Below are 18,894 nucleotides of genomic sequence, written 5' to 3' on the forward strand. Positions count from 1 at the left end.
AACGTATGCCTCCTAAGCGTAAAATACAGGTTCGATTCCTGTCGGCGAGGCCAACAAAAAGGCTGTCTGAACTTTTTCAGACAGCCTTTATCACAACAGTATCGCCTAATGATTCATATACATGATTATGGAAAACCTACTGCACCACCTCACCACACTGGAAGCCGAGTTACATCATCACGGTATTTTATGCACACCCTTACGTTTGGAAAAATTGCTGCATCCTCAGTTTCACGAAGTCGGGCAATCTGGTTCACCCTACAACCGTGAAACGGTCATCCGCTATCTGTCTTCATGCAGCAAGGCACCGCCCACCCGCTCAAACAATCATGCCGTACAGATCCTTGGGGAAAAACAAGCGTTGCTGACTTACTTTTCCGCATCAACCCAACCCTCAGGGGATACCTTCTACACTTGGCGCTCTTCAATTTGGGTAAATGAAAACGAGGGCTGGCAATTGCTGTATCATCAAGGCACACCCGCCTCTGCCGTTTCGGTAAACAATTTACGCGAACAAGGGAAATTGCCGTAACTGTTTTTCTTAATCAATGCCTGTCTGAAATCTAATTTATTGCTTTCAGACAGGCATTTTGTCAAGCAATCACCAGTTAAGCTTTCTACCTCATTCTTGCTGTTAATACTGTTGTCGGTTAACACACAAAAAAAGAAGCGCTTCCAAAAAGGAAAGCGCCCAAACAGAGAGAATACACAATGATAACAACAAAAGAACTGGTTTTCATCAGCAGGGCATCCCGACCCTGCATCATGAACAAAACTTATTTTTTCAAGCCCAACTGCATTGCGCCGTCGTGAGAAAATTTGATTTCTTTTACCACGCTGAATACTTGCGGCTCACCATTCATGGTCATCGGGCGGACAACTTGGTCTTCCATCCAAGCAACGGCACGATTATCAATGCTGACATCACCGCTGCTGCGGGTAACGCGTACATGATCAACAGAACCGTCGGCATTAATGGTCATGCGAACGGCCAATTTACCGGCAACATCCGCACCCGAAGCCACCACTTCGGCGTTTTTCTTAAAAAATTGGATATCTTGAGCAGAAGCACCTTGTGCAGCAAAAAGTGCAACGGAAACCAGAACGGTAGATACAGTATGACGGATAGACATTTTTTGACCCTTTAAATTTTGTAATGTGAATTAAGTTAACCGGCATTATTTTATTTACATCCCGCCAGCTTTATGTTTTTAGTTACTGCTTTTATTTCGTTTTCAGCGTTGTGCTGTTTGTTTAGTTGTTGCCATTGTGCCTCCTTTTTTTATTTTTGACAACTTGAAATTTGTCAAAAGATTTTGTCTTCCGATTATTTTTTTCGACGAACGGTATTTTTAATATGACAGCCTAGGGCAAGAGCCGACAATTTACGTCAACATGCTTTTCCACCCTTATAGAAATACAAAAAAAACTTATAAAAAACATGATGGTATTTTAGAGTTTAGAACCTCAATCAAGGCTAAAAATAACATACACCTCTGAATGTGACGGATTTTGTCAGCAAAAAATAATCCGGTTATCTGAAAAAATAACCGGAAATTCTAGAAAAAATGTGTCATTCAAACCACAATCAGAAAGAAAAAATCCTTATTTTTTTGTTGACAAGCGGGTGGGATATCGAAAATCCGCTTGTCGCCCTACCTTTCTTTCAAAGATAAAATTTTCTTTCTGCATCTTTCAGTGATTCGTAAGCCAACCTGCAAATCATCCGCCTGCTTTCAATATCAACGCCACCGGAGCGAAAGCTGCGCGGTGTTCGGGAAGCGCGCCATATTGTTGCAAGGCGGCTAAATGTACGGCCGTACCATAACCTTTATGTTTTTCGAAGCCATATTGCGGAAAGCGCTCGGCCAGTGCATACATTTGTGCATCCCTTGCGGTTTTAGCCAACACCGAAGCTGCGGAAATCTGCGCCACGCTGCTGTCTCCCTTAATCACTGCTTCGGCGTTCACCGCCAAATCTCTCGGTATGCGGTTGCCATCGATCAACACCTTATCCGGTACGCACGCTAACCCGTTTATCGCCCGCTTCATAGCCAGCATGGTGGCATGCAGGATATTGAGTTCGGCAATTTCCGCCACACTAGCCTCGGCAATATGCCAGGCCAGCGCTTGTTCTTTAATTGCAGCCGCCAAGCTGTCGCGTTTTTTTTCGCTCAGTTTTTTCGAATCGGTTAGGCCCGGCAGATCATAATCCGGCGGCAGAATAACAGCGGCGGCAAACACGCTGCCGACCAAAGGGCCGCGCCCCGCCTCGTCTACGCCGGCGATTAATAAAGTCATGGTTATCGTCCTTCTTTCACTTCTGCCAACACCGCTTGGGCAGACAAATCTGCCGTATTGCGCCGCAACTCATGATGCAGCAGATTAAAATCCGCCTGCAATGAAGCAACACGGTCGGGAGATTCGTACCACTCCGACACGGCCAGCGCCACAAATTCAGGCTTGGCCCTATCCTGCATTAATTCGGGCACCACTTCTTTATTTAGCAGAATATTGGGCAAGCCCACATGCGGCACTTTGATTTTCGGACGTACATAAGCATAAGTGAGCGGCGAAATCTTGTAACTGATCACCATCGGCCGCTTACACAAAGCCACTTCCAAAGTGGCGGTTCCGCTGGTAACCATCACCACATCCGCAGCAGTAGCGGCCTTAGCCGCCTGCCCTTCGGTGACCACTATCGGCAGCGACTGAAATACCGGCTTGGTTAGATAATATTGCAAACGGGCGCGGGAAGCGGCAGTGGCGGCCGGCAATACAAACCGGGCATTCGGATAACGCATCTGCAACAATTTGGCCGCTTCCAGAAACACCGGCGCCATATAATCGATTTCGCTGACCCGGCTGCCCGGCATCAGGGCAAATACCGGTATCCCTTGCGGCAAACCCAATTCATCGCGCGCAGTAATCTGATCGGCTTCCATCGGCATGGTTTCCGCCATCGGATGACCGACAAATTCCGCTTTACCGCCCGCATCAATATAAAGCTGGGGCTCCATCGGAAACAGGCACAATACTTTATTGGTTTGGTGCACGATTTTATTGACCCTGCCGCGCCGCCACGCCCATACGGAAGGGCTCACATAATGCACGGTCGCAATCCCTGTCTGTTTTAGTTTCGCTTCCACACCGAGATTAAAATCAGGCGCATCAATGCCAACGAATACATCAGGCTGCCAATCGAGCATATCCTGAATCAGCCCTTTGCGGATTTTCAGAATTTCCGGCAAACGTTTCACCACTTCGGCAAAACCGCGCACCGCCAGCTTTTCCTGGTCATACAGGCTTTTAAAGCCCAAAGCTTGCATTTTAGGCCCGCCGATACCGATAAACTGCGCATCCGGCCGCCTCTGCTGCAAAGCCTTTATCAGGTGTGCGCCCAGTAAATCGCCGGAGGCTTCTCCGGCGCACATGGCGATGGTTAAAGGGCGGTTGCGGTTAGTGGAATCAGTCATAAATAAAATGCCTGTTTTAATGTAAAAATAGTGCCATTTTACCGAAAGCACACTGAGTTGGGCAGTTTCTACGCCGACGGCATGTTTACCGCAATAAACGGAAATCCTATTGATTTGCCGTATGCCGCGCCACATCACAAATTCAAACATAAACCGGGCCTGCGCTACGGTTTACCTAACAATCCGCGGTACAATCGCATGCAATGCCTGTCTGAAAGAAATTTCTATGACCCGATCGGAACGCCTGCTCGAGCTTTTGCAACAATTGCGGCAAAACCGCTATCCCGTCAGCGCCGAGGTGCTGGCACAGCGGCTGCACGTGAGTGTGCGCACAATATACCGCGACATCGAAACATTACGCCGGCAAGGCGCCGACATTCAGGGCGAAGCGGGTGTGGGATTGATATTGCACAAAACCGAATTCCTGCTGCCGCCCTTGATGTTCGATGAGCATGAAATCGAAGCATTGGTGTTCGGCATGCGCTGGACCCTGCTCAATGCCGATAGCGGCCTTGCCGATGCCGCACAAAGCGCACTTTCGAAAATCCATGCCGTATTGCCTGAAAAATTGTCCCAATCATTCAAAGAACAAGCGCTTTTCCCCCTTCATGGCCGCAACGAATCCGAAGAGCGCGAACAACAAATACTATTGATCATCCGCACCGCTTTGCGCGGCAATCGCAAACTCTCCTTTCATTATACCGACGCTGAAAACCGTACCGGCCGGCGCACCGTGTGGCCATTGGCAGTGGGCTATTTTGATGACGCTCGGGTATTGGCAGCTTGGTGCGAAATGCGGCAGGCGTTTCGCCACTTCCGTCCCGACCGAATGGCCGATGCCACACTCGGCGAACCTTATCCTACCCCGCGCAGGGTATTGATGAACGAATGGCAACGGCATGAGGGAATCGATTTGAGCAAGTTTGATATATGATGAAACCGCTTACTGTTCAACTTTTCCGTCATATAGCAGATTTAATTAATTTTCGATACAAGGCAGCAAGCCGCAGACAGTACAAGTAGTACGGCAAGGCGCAGCAACGCCGTAGCGAAAGTTAAGTTAATCTGCTACTTGAATTTAAGCCACCATAAAACCAAATGCCTGTCTGAAACTTTTCAGACAGGCATTTTGATTAGCCAAACACTACTGACAAAAACTGACATCCGCCTGCTGCATAATCACCTCACAAACCACCGTTCAGGAGAATCAAAATGCACAAACCCACTCTTTATACTGCTGTTCCGTCCCGCGGCGGCATGGTACTGTGGATGCTGGCCGAATGCGGCACACCATACGATACTGTGGTACTCAAGCTGGGAGAAAACAACCGCTCGCCCGAGTATTTGGCCATCAATCCTCTGGGCAAAGTACCCGCATTGAACGTAGGCAGCAAAATATTAACCGAAACCGTCGCCATCATCACTTATCTGGCCGAACAGTTTCCACAAAAGCAGCTGATTCCCGCCGAGGGCAGCATCGAACGTGGCGAATACTATCGCTGGATGTGTTTTGCCCTACAGCTGGAATACGGCGCAATCGACAAAAGGCGCGGCATAGAAAATCCGCCCGAAATACGTTCGTCCATCGGCTACGGTGATTTTGAAACCGCGCTGAACGTATTGCGCACGCATTTGAACGGCCGCGAATTTATCGTAGGCGACCGTTTCAGCGCGATGGATCTGTATTACAGCGGCCTGCTGGACTGGCTCAACAAAATGCAGCTTGTGTCTGCCGATGAAGTATTCGACCGATACACCGGCCGCCATCTGGCGCGCGCCGCCCATCTTCAATCGCTTGAACAGGAAAAGGTTTTGGCCGAATCAGTTTGAGACCTTTGCAAAATTCTTTTCGATACCTGAAAACACTTGCGTCATGCTCGAGCTTGACCCAAGCATCTAGTCGTTTGAGAAGAAAAAGCAGATACTCGGGTCAAGCCCGAGTATGACGAGGATATCAATAAATTCAGGATTAAAAAGTTTTTTGCAAAGGTCTCAGTTTGATAGAGTGGCAAATGCAGCATAAAAAATGCCTGTCTGAAAACGAAATAATCGTTTTCAGACAGGCATTTATTCGTGATTAGGCCAATACCTGCTGTGTTTTCAACACATCTTCCAGCGTCAAACCCGATTCGATATTTTCGAAAGTGATGCTGTTTTGATAAGTCTGACCATCTTTTACGCCGGTAAAGGTGAGCGTATGTTCCGCATCATTCCACACCGCATTCTTGGAACTTAAGGTTTCGGTGAATACCAAGCGGTCGTAGTCGCTATCGAAATCCTTAATGATATCCCGGCCACTGTTGCTGTTGGTCACAAAAACGAATTGGTCCCGGCCGGTGCCGCCGATCAGCACGTCATTCCCCGCCCCGCCGATCAAAACATCATTGCCGATTTCACCCCGCAAAACATCGTTGCCGCCATTGCTGCTGCTGTCGAGCAGCTTCTGCCAGTTTTCCACGATAAAACTGCGTACCGCGTCATCGCTGCTGTTGCCCAGTTTTTGCGCCACATACACCCGCAAAGCTTGGTAAGCGTCGCTGCCGTCGCCGGCGGCAAAGTTCAACCCGGCGGTACTCACATTGTCGCCGAACAAAATATCATTGCCGCTGTTGCCTTCGATCACATCATGGGTGGCCTTCACGGTATACACCAAGCTATCTTCACCGATACCGAGCACGCCGCTGTTGCGGGTATCGCCGATTAACACATCGCTGCTCAAGCGGCCTTCTAGCGTATTGTCCGCCCCGTCGGCATTATTGGCGGCCTGAAGGCTTTCGGTATAAGCGTTGCCGTTGATGTCGTTTACCCGAACAGATAACACGGAGGAGTCGGTATCGGTGCCGTTGCTCACCTGATAAGTGATGTCCGGTACACGGCCTACATAATCCAGATTATTCAAGTGCAAGCTATAACCGCCGTCATAATTAATACGGATGCTGCCGATGCCTTCAATCGCCAAGGTTTCGCCCGCCGCTGCGGTTTGCCCGTTTACGCTAAAACTCATCACGCCGGGAGTTTTGCCGCCTTTTTCCAGATAATATTCATAGAGCACGCTTCCTCCCAAACTAGTAGCGCCTTGGTGCACGGCAACGTTTTCATCTTTATCGATCACCACCGCACCGCCGCCGTATTGCTGGCCGACGCTGATGCTGTATACATCTTTACCGCTGTTGCCGTCCGCATCGGTCGATTTCAGCGTAATCGTATGCTGGCCGGCATCCAAGTCTTTCAGCGACAAGGTGAAGCTGCCGTCGGCATTAATATTGTCTACCGTATAAGTTTCGCGATCCAACTGCACCCGTACCTGCGTGCTGCCCGGCTCGACTTGGCCGCGTACCTCGATATCGCGCGAATAGCTGTGCCAATTGCCCGCCGCGTCCGCCTTCATCACCTCGTTTTCCGACACAATCTGCATGCTCTGATTATTGCCGTTCACCGTGCCGCTGATACGGGTAAGCGTTAAGTTACCCGAAGCAGCCGTTGCCTGCAATTCAAAGCGCACATCACCGCTCATTTCCGTGATACCGTAAGCGGTGAACGTACCGTCGGCATTTATCTGGCTTTTATCAACCGTAGTCAGATATTCGCGAACCACCGTCTCCCCGTTTTCTGCTTTGGCCGTACGATAAGTATAAATTTGTACAGCGGTGCTGGCCGGGTCGACCTGGCCATTGAAAGTCAGCGACTGCCGATTGGTGCTGAAAGCTCCTTCCGAAGCCGCCGAACGGCTGTCGTAGCCGTTTACCTCAAACCATTGTGTTACGCTCATGATAAGACCTCTCTGTCGATAAAACCGCCTGCTTTATCTATAGCAGATTTAATTAATTTTCGATACAAGGCAGCAAGCCACAGACAGTACAAGTAGTACGGCAAGGCGCAGCAACGCCGTAGCGAAAGTTAAGTTAATCTGCTATATCTCCTGCACAGGCATGATATTCAATATATTGTTATCCGCACCGGAAAAAACGTATGCCTATCTGAAAGCCGTATTGCGCCCTACATACGATACGTTTTTATCCTTTTGCCGATTAATGCCATTGGATTATAACAAATACATAAAGGTCATACTAAGAAAATTTTAATAAAAATTACATAAAAAACTATTTTTTTAAAAAACAATATTAACTGTAAGTATAATTAAAAAAATATTTTTTAAAGAAAACACAATTGAAAGTTATTAAAGAAACAAAGAAAAATAATAACATCTAACCAAGTTAATTAAATTATTTATTTACACATCGCAATAAATAAAATTAATTTTAAATACAAGTTTATAAGGCGCAAACAACCCTTCTCTACCGTCGGCGCCATTTCCTCACCGATCGCCAATGGTTCTTTTACCGAAGGATATTGCCAAGAACCTGACACAACCGGAATGGCCTGGCTGTCGATAAACGTTGTTTCATATAGCGGATTTAATGACTTCGATGCAAGGCAGTAAGCCGCAGACAGTACACAACAAGTACGGAACCGATTCTGTTGCCACTTTAGCGGCTTACAAAATCGTTCTCTTCGAGCTTTTGCTGCTTCGTTGCTGCGCCAAAGTTCAAAACCTGAGACTTTGCAAAAAGCTGTTTTAATCCTGAGTTGATCAATTTTTCGTCATACTCGGGTCAAGCCCGAGCATGACGCACGTGTTTAAAGTATCGAAAAGAATTTTGCAAAGCTCTCAATCTACACGCCGAAGCCGCGCCGATACGAATCGGGCACAAACTGCACCGGCGCGGCATCGGCGGCGGTTTGGCGGTATTGCGCGTTTAACAGCCAATACGGATCGCGCAGCAGGCCGCGGCCGACGGCCACCAGATCGGCGGCGCCGCTGCCCAACACATAATCGGCGACGGCGGGATCGTCCAGCAGGCCGACGGCAATCACCGGCAGGCCGGTGGCTTTTTTCACCGCATCGGCCAAATATACCTGATAACCGGCGGCAATCTGCGGCATATGCGCAGCATCGGGCGTACCGTCGGCGCCGCCGCTCACATCAATCACATCGGCGCCTGCCGCGGCATAACGCTTGGCGATTTCGCAGCCATAGGCCAGGTCATAACCGTTTGCGCCGTATTCCTGCGCAGAAATGCGCACCAACAGCGGCATTTCCGGCGGCATCACCGCACGGGCGGCGGCAATCACCTGTTCGCCGAACAAGAATTTGTTTTCTCCGTATTCGTCGGTGCGCAGATTGGTTTTCGGCGCGTGAAACTGGTGGATCAGATAGCCGTGTGCGCCGTGCAACTCGATGGCGTCGAAACCCGCTTCCACCGCGCGGCGCACCGCATCCTGAAACGCCTGCACGGTTTGGGCGATTTCTGCGCGCGACAATTCGCGCGGTTCCTGATAGCCGCCCCATCGCGGGTCGGCTTCCATGCCGCCGCCGTATGCGCCGTTGGCCGAAGCGGACACCACATCGTCGGCGCCCAAGGCTTTGCGGCCGGCGTGGGCGATTTGAATGGCAATCTTGCTGCCCTGCGCGTGTACGGCATCGACGATTTTTTTAAACGCATCGCGCTGTTCGTCGTTCCACAATCCCAAGCAGCGCGGGCTGATGCGGCCGTTGGGGGCAACGTTGGTCATCTCCACAATAATCAGGCCGGCACCGCCGACGGCGCGGGAAACGTAGTGCACATAATGCCAATCGTTCGGCACGCCGTCGGTGGCCTGATATTGGCACATCGGCGGCATCACCAAGCGGTTTTTCAGCTCGAGGTTTTTGATGGTCAACGGGGTGTTGAGAAAACGGAATTTAGCCATTTGAGGTTCCTTGTTGTTTATAGATGAAAAGATAACTTACGATGCCTGTCTGAAAAACCGATTGAATCTGCCATCGTTTTTTCAGACAGGCATGGGGGTTTTAGGCCGTCTGAAACCTTTAATTAAGCAAACTGCGGCAACACGGTTTCGCTCAATTCCTGCAACACTTCTTTTGCCGGCCGGCGGGTGGGCTTGAGATTGACGGTTACATGCGCCAAGCCTTGTTCGCGCTGCTCTTGCCAATAGTCTGCCAACCCTTTGGCGCCGCCGCGCAAAAAGATGTTGTTGTAGAGTTTGGCCGGCTCGTTGGGATTATCCAGCACTTCAACGAAATTGGCATAACCAAACGGTTTCCAGGTTTGGCCGTCGCCTAATTCATTAATCGTATTGATGATTTTTCCGACCTGCTGAGGATCGACGCCGTGCCAAATCCATGCATCAGGCGTGTTGGCAAGCCAGGCCAAATCTTGCCGGGCGCGGCCGATGGCGATTTTCGGCAGCACGCTTTGCGGCTTGGGCAGCATATCGATGTTACCGCTCAGGTTGCCGTAATGTTCGCTGCCGTGGCGCGGAAAAGATTCGCGGGTGGCGGTGTCGATAATGGCCCACGCTTCGCGGAAGCGTTCGGCTCGGTTGTCGAAATTTTGTGCAAACGCGGGGTATTCCACCGGCCGGTCGCCGCTGGACATACCCAGCAGAAAACGACCGTCTGAAAGTGCGTCGATGCTGGCGGCGGCTTTGGCCACGTGCAGCGGTTCGCGCAGCGGGGTAACAATGCCGGCGGTGCCGATGGCGATGCGGCGGGTCAGCGCGGCAAGATAACCGGCGGTAACGAATGGATCGTAAATCTGGCCGGTATCGCCGAAAGCGGGGTCGTAAAACGGCACGTCGCGCAGCCACAGCGCAGCAAATCCGCCATTATCCGCCGCCTGCGCCAGCTCGGCAAAGTCGTGCAGCTCGGGGAAGGGGCTGTCGGCATAGCCTTTGAATGGCGCAATCAGACCGAAAGTGAGTTTGCCCGCTTGGAACACGCGCGAAAAGGCGGGATGCTGCGCCAGTGTTTCAGGCAGTTTGAGGCCATTTGCAAGCGGCGCGGCGGCGGCTTGCTCAAACAAGCTGCTGTTGTCTTGGTTTAACACGGAAAGATTGGGCAGTTGGGTTTTCATGATGATGACTCCTTTAAGTTTACCAATCGAAAATTTCTGTATTACATATATCTAAAAATTTAGATATTTAATCCCTTTAAAAATCGCTGCGAACAGCACAAAACGTTTACGATACGCGGCAAAACCGGCTGCCGCGAACCGCTGAATCCTTGCCTTACAAGTTTGTTTGCAGAGCTTCGATTAATCCGGCCACGCCTTGCGGCAGATAGCGGTAATACGTCCATTTGCCCACCCGCCGGCTTTCAATCAGCCCGGCCTGCTTTAAGGTGCTCAAATAACCCGACACCACCGACTGCGCCAAGCCCGATTTTTCGGTTATCATGCCCACGCACACCCAACCGTCGAACGCTTCACCCGAGGCTTGCAGCATTTCTTGGTTGTTCAAACGCTCGGCAGGAAAATGCTGGTAAGGGTTTTTCAGCCATTGCAGCATTTGATAGCGGTGTTCGTTGGATAAGGCTTTTAAGATTTCGATGATGTTCATGGTATGGTGCGGTTTGTGTGTATGACGACCATTATATCTAGTTTTTTAGATTTGTAAATAAAAATATTTGGCAATTCAAAATTCAATCGCAAAACGATGCTTTTTCTTAATGGATACTGGCAACACAATTATTTTCAGACAGGCATTGAAAGCGTTCCACACCCTATTCCCGCAACGCCGCTACCAGCGCTTTGAGCAGCGGCGAATTCATGCGGCGGTTGGGGTAATACAAGTAATAACCGTCGTAGCGCATCGCCCAATCGTCGAGTACGCTCACCAAGGCGCCGCTATCGAGTTCTTGCCGCACGATTTCGTCGAACAGCCAAACCAGCCCCTGTCCGGCCAAGGTCAGATTTTTCAGCACTTCGCTGCTGTTGGCCAGCACGCGCCCTTGCGGGGCAAACAGCACTTTCGCACCGCTTTCGGGGTGGCGGAACTCCCATGACAGCACGCCGCCGGAAGTGGGCAGGCGCGTGGAATGGCAGGCGTGGGCGGCCAAGTCATCCGGCTGTTGCGGCACGCCGTGGCGGGCAAAATAATCGGGGCTGCCGACCACGCGCAGGTACAGCGGGGGCGAAATGCGCACCGCCACCATATCTTTGGCCACATCGCCGTCAAGGCGGATGCCGGCATCGAAACGCTCGGCAACAATATCGACGAAGCGTAGCTCGCTGACCAACTCCATTTCCACTTCAGGATGCGCGCCGATAAATGCCTGCAATTTGTCGCGCAGCACATGGGCAAAGGCATGGCTGTTGCCGTTGATGCGCAGGCTGCCGCGCAAGGTGTTGCGAAAGCTGCCCAGATGGTCGATGCTGGCATCAACCGCTTCAAACAGCGGCGAGAGTTCGGCATAAAGCTGCTCGCCCGCGCCGGTAAGCGAAATGCTGCGCGTGGTACGGTGAAAGAGCTTGATTTGCAGTCGCTCTTCAATCGCGCGGATGGCATGGCTTAACGCCGAGGCGGAAACGCCCATCTGCGCGCCCGCTTTGGTGAAGCTGCCGGTTTGCGCCACCATCAAAAAGGCGCGCAGGTCGTTGAGGTTTTCTTTCATGGCGATTGGTAGTTTTTTGGCATAAGGTGATCGGGCATTTGGAGCGGCGGGGCTTACAGTTCCCGATATTGCACCAAATCCGCCGCAGTTTTCGAGGGCAGGAATTCGGTGATTTCATATTCCGCCACGTTCGCTTGGTGGAAAGGATCTTCTTGAACAATTTTCTGCACTTCCGCCAAGCTGCCCGCTTTGGCAATGATGATGCCGCCGTTGCGCGGTTCTTTGCGGCCGGATAACAAGAACGTGCCGGCTGCATAATACTTGTCCAGAAATTGGCGGTGCGCTTGCAGATTCGCTTCGATATCGGCCATCGGCCGGATGTAGGTTAAGGCAATAATAAACATTTACGGGTGCTCGGAATGTTGTGAAAACATTGTTATTGTAAGGCGAAGCTGCCGGTTTGCGCCACCATCAGAAAGGCGCGCAGGCGGTTGAGGTTTTCTTTCATGGCGGTGGGATTACTGAAAAAAATTCACAAGGCCATGCGATTTTACCCCGCTAATCAACGCCGGAAAACAGGCTTACAATGCAATCTATTTTCAGCAGAAAGGATAAGCCCATGAAAACCGCAACCCTCAACAACGGCATTACCATGCCCATGCTGGGCTTCGGTGTGTACCAAATCGCACCGGAGCAAACCGAAGCGGCCGTGGTCGGCGCATTGCAAAGCGGCTACCGCCTGATCGATACCGCGGCGGCCTATATGAACGAAGAAGCAGTCGGCCGTGCCGTGAAGCAAAGCGGTGTGCCGCGTGATGACGTGTTCATCACCACCAAGCTGTGGGTGCAAGATGCCGGTGAGGCCGCCGCCGCCAAAGCCATCGACACTTCGCTGCAAAAACTCGGCTTGGATTATCTGGATTTGTATCTTATCCACCAGCCGTATGGCGATGTGCATGGCGCATGGCGGGCAATGGAGGCGGCAGTACAAGCCGGCAAAATCCGCGCCATCGGTGTTTCCAACTTCCACCCCGACCGTGTAATGGATCTGATGCTGCACAACCGCATCGTTCCGGCCGTTAATCAAATTGAAACGCACCCGTTTTACCAGCGCGAAAGCGAGCTGGCATTTCATCGCGAACACGGCATCCTTACCCAATCCTGGGCATCGTTTGCCGAAGGGCAGAACGATATTTTCAAGCATCCCGTGCTGTCGGCCATCGCCGCCAAACACGGCAAAAGCGTGGCGCAAGTGATTCTGCGCTGGCTCAACCAGCGCGGCATTGCCGTCATCCCCAAATCGGTTACTCCCGCCCGCGTGCTGGAAAACGCGCAGATTTTCGATTTCGAGCTGGATGCGCAAGATATGGCACAGATTGCCGCGCTCGACACCGGCAAAAGCCTGTTTCTGGATCACCGCGACCCCGAGCGGGTGAAATGGTTGAGCGGCATGAAGATTCACGATTAAGCGTATCAACCTTTCAGACGGCCTGAAGCGGTTTGAGGCCGTCTGAAAACAAGGAGGCCTCATGCGACATTTACTTATCAGCGCAGCGCTCGTTTTATTCTCCCCAGCCGTTTTTTCCCAAGGAAACACCATGTCTGCCGAGCAGTTTTACCACGCCATGAACCACGCCATGCTGCAAGCGGACACCGCCGCCATTGCGCGCATGACCACCGCCGATTTCACCCTGACCCACATCACCGGCTACCGGCAATCCCGCGCCGAATGGTTGCAGCAGATTGAAAACGGCCAAATGCGCTATTTCAACATGGCAGAGGAAAGTGTTCAGGCAAACGTGAAAGGTGATACCGCCCGCGTTATCGGCCGCAGCCGCACCACCGCCCATATCTGGGGCGCGCAAGGTACCTGGCCGCTGCAACTCGATTACCAACTGGTGCGGGAAAAAGGCCAATGGAAAGCACGCAGCGCCGTGGCCACCACTTATTGATTGATCATTGTCAACGGAAAAGAAAAATGAAAAATATCCTCATCCTGGGTGCCGGCGGCAGCCTTGCCAAACAGGTTATCCCGGTTTTATTGGCCAACCCGGAGCACCATTTAACGCTGTTTGTCCGCAATGCCGCCTCGGTGCGCCCATTTACCGGCGAGCGCGTGCGCGTTGTGGAAGGCGATGTGCTGAACGCAGCGCAATTAAGCGCCGCAATGCAGGGGCAGCATGTGGTGTATGCCGGCCTTTCAGGCAACCTGAAAGCCATGGCGCAAAACATCGTGCAGGCGATGAAAGAAAACAGCGTCAAGCGCCTGATTTTTATCAGCTCAATGGGTATTTATGGCGAAACAGGCGAAGATCACGGCGCAGTTTTGGAGCCGTACCGCCAATCTGCCCAAGTGGTTGAGCAATCGGATCTGGACTTTACCCTTCTGCGCCCCGCCTGGTTTACCAACGATGCGGAAGTGGATTATGAGCTGACTTACAAAGGCGAAGCCTTCAAAGGCCACAGCGTTTCACGCAAAAGCATTGCCGATTTTATCGGCAAATTGGTGCAAAACGAGACATTGGGCATTCGCCAAAGCATCGGCATTGCCAAAGTTTGATTTTTTCAACAGAAAGGAAAAACGATGAATATGAACCAACTAATTGAACGCCAAGCCCTGAAAGACTTGGTGGACACCTTCTCCAACCTGGCCGATGAAAAACGCGTGGCCGAGCAAATGCCCTTGTTCACCCCCGATGCCCAAGTCAACACCTATATCGGCGGCAAACTGTTTGCCGAAGCCAAAGGCAGGGAAGAAATCGAACAGGTTTTCAGCAGCTTTCTGGCACAGTTTCACAGCGTTTACCACCTCAACGGCCAACACACCGTAACCTTTCGCAGCGAAACCGAGGCCGAGGCCATCAACTATTGCGCGGTAAAACTGGTGGGCGAGCAAGACGGCAAACAGGTTTTGCAAGACCACAGCGTGCGCTATCAAGATACTTATGTGAAGCAAGACGGCCAATGGCTCATCAGCCAACGCATTGCCAACTTCATGATCAGCGAAACCCGTGTGATCGGCTGAACACCTCTGGCCGTTAGGAGAGCGCCATGAAACCTGTTAACGTCATCATCGGCAGCGGCGCGATTGCGCAAGCCATTGCCCGCCGCATCAGCATCGGCAAACATATCCTGCTGGCAGACATTAAACCGGAAAACGCCGAACAGGCCGCCAAAACCTTGCGCGAAGCGGGTTTTGAATGCAGCACCGCCACAGTGAATGTGGCCGAGCGTGAATCGGTGGCCGCCTTGGCGCAAACCGCCCAAGCCTTGGGTGATGTGGCGGGTGTGTTGCATACGGCGGGGCTGTCGCCTTCGCAAGCCGCGCCGCAAGATATTTTGCGCGTGGATTTGTATGGCACGGCGCTGGTGTTTGAATATTTCGGCGACATCATCGCGCCGCAAGGCGCCGCCGTTGTGATTGGTTCGCAATCTTCCCACCGTTTGAAGATTGACGAACTCACGCAACAGCAGGCCGACGATCTGGCCTTGCTGCCTGCCGAAGAGTTATTGAATCTGCCCTTTGTGCGCGATATTGACGACAGCCTGCGCGCCTACCAAATCGCCAAGCGCGGCAACGCCCTGCGCGTGCAGGCCGAAGCCGTGCGCTGGGGCAAACGCGGCGCGCGCATCAACTGCATCAGCGCCGGCATCGTGTTCACGCCCTTGGCCTATGACGAACTCACCAGCCCCGAACGCGGCGCGTTTTACCGCGACATGCTGGCCAAAGCCCCCGCCGGACGCGGCGGCACGCCCGACGAAATAGCCGCCTTGGCGGAATTGCTGTTTGGCCCCAGCGGCGGCTACATCACCGGCAGCGACATTCTCATCGACGGCGGCGCCACCGCGTTTTACAAATACGGAAACCTGGCGGCAAAGAAATAAGCATTGGCAAAAAATCAATGACTGTCATGATTAAAAAAACCATGATTGCGCTTGCTGCCACTTTGTTTGCAGCCTGCTCACAGGCCGAAACCCCTGCTGAAGCCAATGCAAAACCTGCCGCCCCCATGCAGGTGCGCACCAACAGTATCGGCATGACATTTTCTGCCATTGCGGCAGGCAGTTTTCTGATGGGATCTGCAGACGACGACCCTGCCGCATTTGCAGTAGAAAAACCGCAGCGCCGCGTCAACATCAGCAAACCGTTTTACATCGGCCAATATGAAGTCACCCAGGCCGACTGGGAAAAGGTCATGGGTGAAAATCCTTACGCGCGCGACCGCTCCAACCCGTATTACAACCTGCCCGGCATGGCGGCGCGGATCACTCGCCCTAACCATCCCGCCACAGTGTCTTGGCAGGATACGCAGGAGTTCATTGCCAAACTCAACCAATTGGAAAAAACCACGCGCTATCGCCTGCCGACCGAGGCGGAATGGGAGTATGCCGCCCGCGCCGGCACGCAAACCGCTTATTCCTTTGGTGATCACGAAGCCGATTTGGGAAAACATGCCTGGTTCGGTGAAGATTTTGCCAGTGGCGGCACCCATCCTGTCGGACAAAAACTGCCCAATGCCTGGGGGCTGTACGACGTGCATGGCAATGTTTGGGAATGGGTACAAGACGATTTCTCTGCCTATACCGCGGCTGGTACGCAGGGCGCTGCCAGCAACCGGCGGGACAAAACCGTTCGCGGTGGTAGCTGGCACAGCACCGCCACGAGTTGGCGCGTTGCTTTCCGCAAGCCCTACCCACCCGACTACCGGGGTATCAGCATTGGTTTTCGTTTGGTGATGGAAACAGAATAAGCGCGGCTGTCCAGGGTGTGCGATTGGCTGCCTTGGGATATTGAGCAAAGGCGGTATTCATCTTCAACCCGCCTGATGCCCAACATTTGACCATGACAGGCAATATGAAATCAGAAAGGAAGAAAAATGAAAATATCCAGACTCATCTCTGCTGTCGCACTGGCTGCCATGCTTTCGGCTTGTGCCACGCATGATCATCGTCACCTGACAATCAAAGAACAAGGCAGCTTTACCGTCGGCGGCACCGTAAAAACCAGCGAAGGCCGCTACGATGCCAACCCCGCCGCCTTAAAAGGCAACAACAACGACTTCTGGAACGTTTATCAGGCTTCCACCCAAGCCGGCGGCCAAACCCTGCACGGCGACCACGCCGCCGTGTTCTACCAAATCCCCGAACGCGCCCGCAGCCTGCCGCTGGTGTTCCTGCACGGCTACGGCGGCTCCATGCGCGCTTGGCAGACCACGCCCGACGGCCGCGAAGGCTTCCAAAACATTTTCCTGCGCAAACGCTACCCCGTGTATCTGGTTGACCAGCCGCGCCGCGGACAAGCCGGCCGCAGCACAGTTGGTTCTGAAATCAAAGCCACCCCCGACGATCAATTCTGGTTCGCCCAGTTCCGCATCGGCAGCTACCCGAACTTCAACCAAGGTGTAGCGTTTCCGCAAGATCAAGCCGCGCTGCAACAATTCTTCCGCACCATCACCCCCGACACCGGCCCCACCGATGCCGCCGCGATTACCGGCAGCATGGGCGCGCTGTTCGACAAAATCGGCGGCGGCATTCTGGTTACCCACTCCGCCGGCGGCGCGTTCGGCTGGCTGATTGCCGGCCAAAACCCCAACGTCAAAGCCGTGGTGGCCTACGAGCCGGGCAACTTCCCCTTCCCCGAAGGCGAAGTGCCGCCGCTGATGGAAAACCGCTTCGGCAACATCTCCCCGATGAAAACCGACGCCGGCACCTTCCGTCGCCTCACACAAATCCCGATTGTGATCTACTTCGGCGACTTTATCCCCGACGCGCCAAACGGCACCCAAGGCGGCGACCAATGGTATATGCGCATGAAACTGGCGCAAGATTGGGTAAACACCGTCAACAAGCACGGCGGCAAAGCCACGCTGGTGCACCTGCCCAAAGTGGGCATCAAAGGTAACACCCATTTTCCGTTCAGCGATTTGAACAACCAACAAGTGGCCGAACATCTGGCCGGCTGGTTGAAAGAGAAAGGGTTGGATAAGTAAGGATTTAATGCCGTCTGAAATTTAGGTTTCAGACGGCATTTTTGTAAATCAGTTCGCCAAATGGCAGGATGAACAAATTGTCCAGCAGATTGCCTTGTAATTACTTTAGTTATAGTAATTATTCTCATAAAAGTTTGGATTATTGAAATAGGTATAAATGTGGGAAACGCTTTGTAGAATGTGAGAAGTCCCGATATTTTTGGTTGTAACCTAAAAACGCCTCATGATTAAAATTTTTTATGGTTATAACCACAACAAAATAGTAAAATCACTCCTAATTTTGAACATACCTAGAAAAACTTTATTATGATCAATCGCCCAAACTATCTCCATCAGCTCAAACCATTTATCAATATGCCTTTAATCAAAGTGATTACGGGCATTCGCCGTTCGGGGAAATCAACGGTTATTAAACTGCTGCAAGCGGAATTGTTGGCACAAGGCATTGCGGAACAGCAAATTATTCATATCAACTTTGAAAGTTTTGCCTTTGCTGATTTTAAAACCGCCGACAAGCTCTATGCCTTGGTGAAAGAGAAAATCCAGACCACCGAAAAATACTACCTTCTGCTTGATGAAATTCAGGAAGTTGCCGACTGGGAAAAAGCGGTGAATGCGTTTGTTGTGGATTTCAATCTTGACCTTTACATCACAGGCTCCAATTCACATTTATTGTCGTCCGAACTGGCGACTTACCTTGCCGGGCGTTATGTAGAAATCCCGATTTTTACCTTATCGTACCAAGAGTTTTTAGATTTCAAAGCGGGCTACACACAGCAAATAATGCAAAATTCCACCGCACTTTTCACAGAATATTTGCGTAAAGGCGGTTTCCCAATGGTGCATACGGCGGATTATGAGCAGGAAACCGTTTATAAAATCGTACAAGATATTTATGCGTCTGTGATTTTACGAGACACGGTGCAACGCCACAAAATTCGTGATGTGGAGTTACTCGAACGTATCGTTAAATATGCCTTTGATAATATCGGCAACACGTTTTCAGGCAAAAATGTAGCGGATTATTTCAAAA

General features: G+C 51.8%; 20 protein-coding genes. 11 read left to right on the forward strand and 9 right to left on the reverse strand.

Annotated features, from left to right (window positions below):
• Positions 1–121: 121 nt before the first annotated feature.
• Complete coding sequence (locus Q4C79_RS10280) at positions 122–532, forward strand: DUF4440 domain-containing protein (RefSeq protein ID WP_303090928.1); 411 nt, start codon at positions 122–124, stop codon at positions 530–532.
• A 244-nt stretch (positions 533–776) separates the two neighbouring features.
• Here Q4C79_RS10280 and Q4C79_RS10285 read toward each other — a convergent pair whose 3' ends face one another.
• The 3 genes from Q4C79_RS10285 to lpxB all read right to left on the reverse strand — a co-directional run bounded on the left by Q4C79_RS10285 (position 777) and on the right by lpxB (position 3,485).
• Positions 777–1,133 carry an energy transducer TonB gene (locus Q4C79_RS10285; protein ID WP_303090929.1) on the reverse strand — a complete coding sequence of 119 codons (357 nt, stop codon included), beginning with the start codon at positions 1,131–1,133 and terminating at the stop codon, positions 777–779.
• Positions 1,134–1,722: 589 nt separating this feature from the next.
• A complete protein-coding gene (gene rnhB, locus Q4C79_RS10290) occupies positions 1,723–2,301 on the reverse strand; it encodes a ribonuclease HII (RefSeq protein WP_303090930.1) in 579 nt (192 codons plus the stop codon).
• A gap of 2 nt (positions 2,302–2,303) precedes the next feature.
• Entirely contained in the window at positions 2,304–3,485 is a 1,182-nt protein-coding gene (gene lpxB, locus Q4C79_RS10295; protein WP_303090947.1) for a lipid-A-disaccharide synthase, read from the reverse strand.
• 217 nt (positions 3,486–3,702) lie between these two features.
• Between lpxB and Q4C79_RS10300 the strand changes: the two genes are divergently transcribed.
• Entirely contained in the window at positions 3,703–4,410 is a 708-nt protein-coding gene (locus tag Q4C79_RS10300) for a YafY family protein (protein WP_303090931.1), read from the forward strand.
• Between the two features lie 278 nt (positions 4,411–4,688).
• Positions 4,689–5,306, forward strand: coding sequence for a glutathione S-transferase family protein (locus Q4C79_RS10305; protein WP_303090932.1), 618 nt, complete (start codon positions 4,689–4,691; stop codon positions 5,304–5,306).
• 247 nt (positions 5,307–5,553) lie between these two features.
• Here Q4C79_RS10305 and Q4C79_RS10310 read toward each other — a convergent pair whose 3' ends face one another.
• The 6 genes from Q4C79_RS10310 to Q4C79_RS10335 all read right to left on the reverse strand — a co-directional run bounded on the left by Q4C79_RS10310 (position 5,554) and on the right by Q4C79_RS10335 (position 12,275).
• Positions 5,554–7,245: a hypothetical protein gene (locus tag Q4C79_RS10310; RefSeq protein WP_303090933.1), complete on the reverse strand. Its 1,692-nt coding sequence runs from the start codon at positions 7,243–7,245 to the stop codon at positions 5,554–5,556.
• 905 nt (positions 7,246–8,150) lie between these two features.
• Positions 8,151–9,227, reverse strand: a complete 1,077-nt coding sequence (locus Q4C79_RS10315) for an NADH:flavin oxidoreductase/NADH oxidase (RefSeq protein ID WP_303090934.1) — start codon at positions 9,225–9,227, stop codon at positions 8,151–8,153.
• A 122-nt stretch (positions 9,228–9,349) separates the two neighbouring features.
• Positions 9,350–10,393 (reverse strand): LLM class oxidoreductase, encoded by a 1,044-nt coding sequence (locus Q4C79_RS10320; protein ID WP_303090935.1) that lies wholly within the window; start codon positions 10,391–10,393, stop codon positions 9,350–9,352.
• A gap of 154 nt (positions 10,394–10,547) precedes the next feature.
• Positions 10,548–10,877, reverse strand: a complete 330-nt coding sequence (locus Q4C79_RS10325; RefSeq protein ID WP_303090936.1) for a helix-turn-helix transcriptional regulator — start codon at positions 10,875–10,877, stop codon at positions 10,548–10,550.
• A 163-nt stretch (positions 10,878–11,040) separates the two neighbouring features.
• Positions 11,041–11,931, reverse strand: a complete 891-nt coding sequence (locus tag Q4C79_RS10330) for a LysR family transcriptional regulator (protein ID WP_303090937.1) — start codon at positions 11,929–11,931, stop codon at positions 11,041–11,043.
• A gap of 53 nt (positions 11,932–11,984) precedes the next feature.
• Complete coding sequence (locus Q4C79_RS10335; protein WP_303090938.1) at positions 11,985–12,275, reverse strand: YciI family protein; 291 nt, start codon at positions 12,273–12,275, stop codon at positions 11,985–11,987.
• A gap of 215 nt (positions 12,276–12,490) precedes the next feature.
• Between Q4C79_RS10335 and Q4C79_RS10340 the strand changes: the two genes are divergently transcribed.
• From Q4C79_RS10340 to Q4C79_RS10375, 8 genes are all read left to right on the forward strand, one after another.
• Positions 12,491–13,339, forward strand: coding sequence for an aldo/keto reductase (locus Q4C79_RS10340; RefSeq protein WP_303090939.1), 849 nt, complete (start codon positions 12,491–12,493; stop codon positions 13,337–13,339).
• A gap of 61 nt (positions 13,340–13,400) precedes the next feature.
• Entirely contained in the window at positions 13,401–13,823 is a 423-nt protein-coding gene (locus tag Q4C79_RS10345; protein ID WP_303090940.1) for a nuclear transport factor 2 family protein, read from the forward strand.
• Positions 13,824–13,849: 26 nt separating this feature from the next.
• Entirely contained in the window at positions 13,850–14,431 is a 582-nt protein-coding gene (locus Q4C79_RS10350; protein ID WP_303090941.1) for an NAD(P)H-binding protein, read from the forward strand.
• Positions 14,432–14,455: 24 nt separating this feature from the next.
• On the forward strand, positions 14,456–14,896 hold the full coding sequence (locus Q4C79_RS10355; RefSeq protein WP_303090942.1) for a nuclear transport factor 2 family protein: 441 nt from the start codon (positions 14,456–14,458) through the stop codon (positions 14,894–14,896).
• Positions 14,897–14,922: 26 nt separating this feature from the next.
• Positions 14,923–15,756 carry an SDR family oxidoreductase gene (locus tag Q4C79_RS10360; RefSeq protein WP_303090943.1) on the forward strand — a complete coding sequence of 278 codons (834 nt, stop codon included), beginning with the start codon at positions 14,923–14,925 and terminating at the stop codon, positions 15,754–15,756.
• Positions 15,757–15,782: 26 nt separating this feature from the next.
• Entirely contained in the window at positions 15,783–16,622 is an 840-nt protein-coding gene (locus Q4C79_RS10365) for a formylglycine-generating enzyme family protein (RefSeq protein ID WP_303090944.1), read from the forward strand.
• A gap of 126 nt (positions 16,623–16,748) precedes the next feature.
• Positions 16,749–17,861, forward strand: a complete 1,113-nt coding sequence (locus Q4C79_RS10370) for an alpha/beta fold hydrolase (protein ID WP_303090945.1) — start codon at positions 16,749–16,751, stop codon at positions 17,859–17,861.
• A gap of 306 nt (positions 17,862–18,167) precedes the next feature.
• Positions 18,168–18,894 (forward strand): ATP-binding protein (locus Q4C79_RS10375; RefSeq protein ID WP_303090946.1); only part of this gene is annotated, 727 nt, incomplete at its 3' end.

The organism is Neisseria sp. (genome assembly GCF_030523955.1).
Taxonomy (GTDB): Bacteria; Pseudomonadota; Gammaproteobacteria; order Burkholderiales; family Neisseriaceae; genus Neisseria.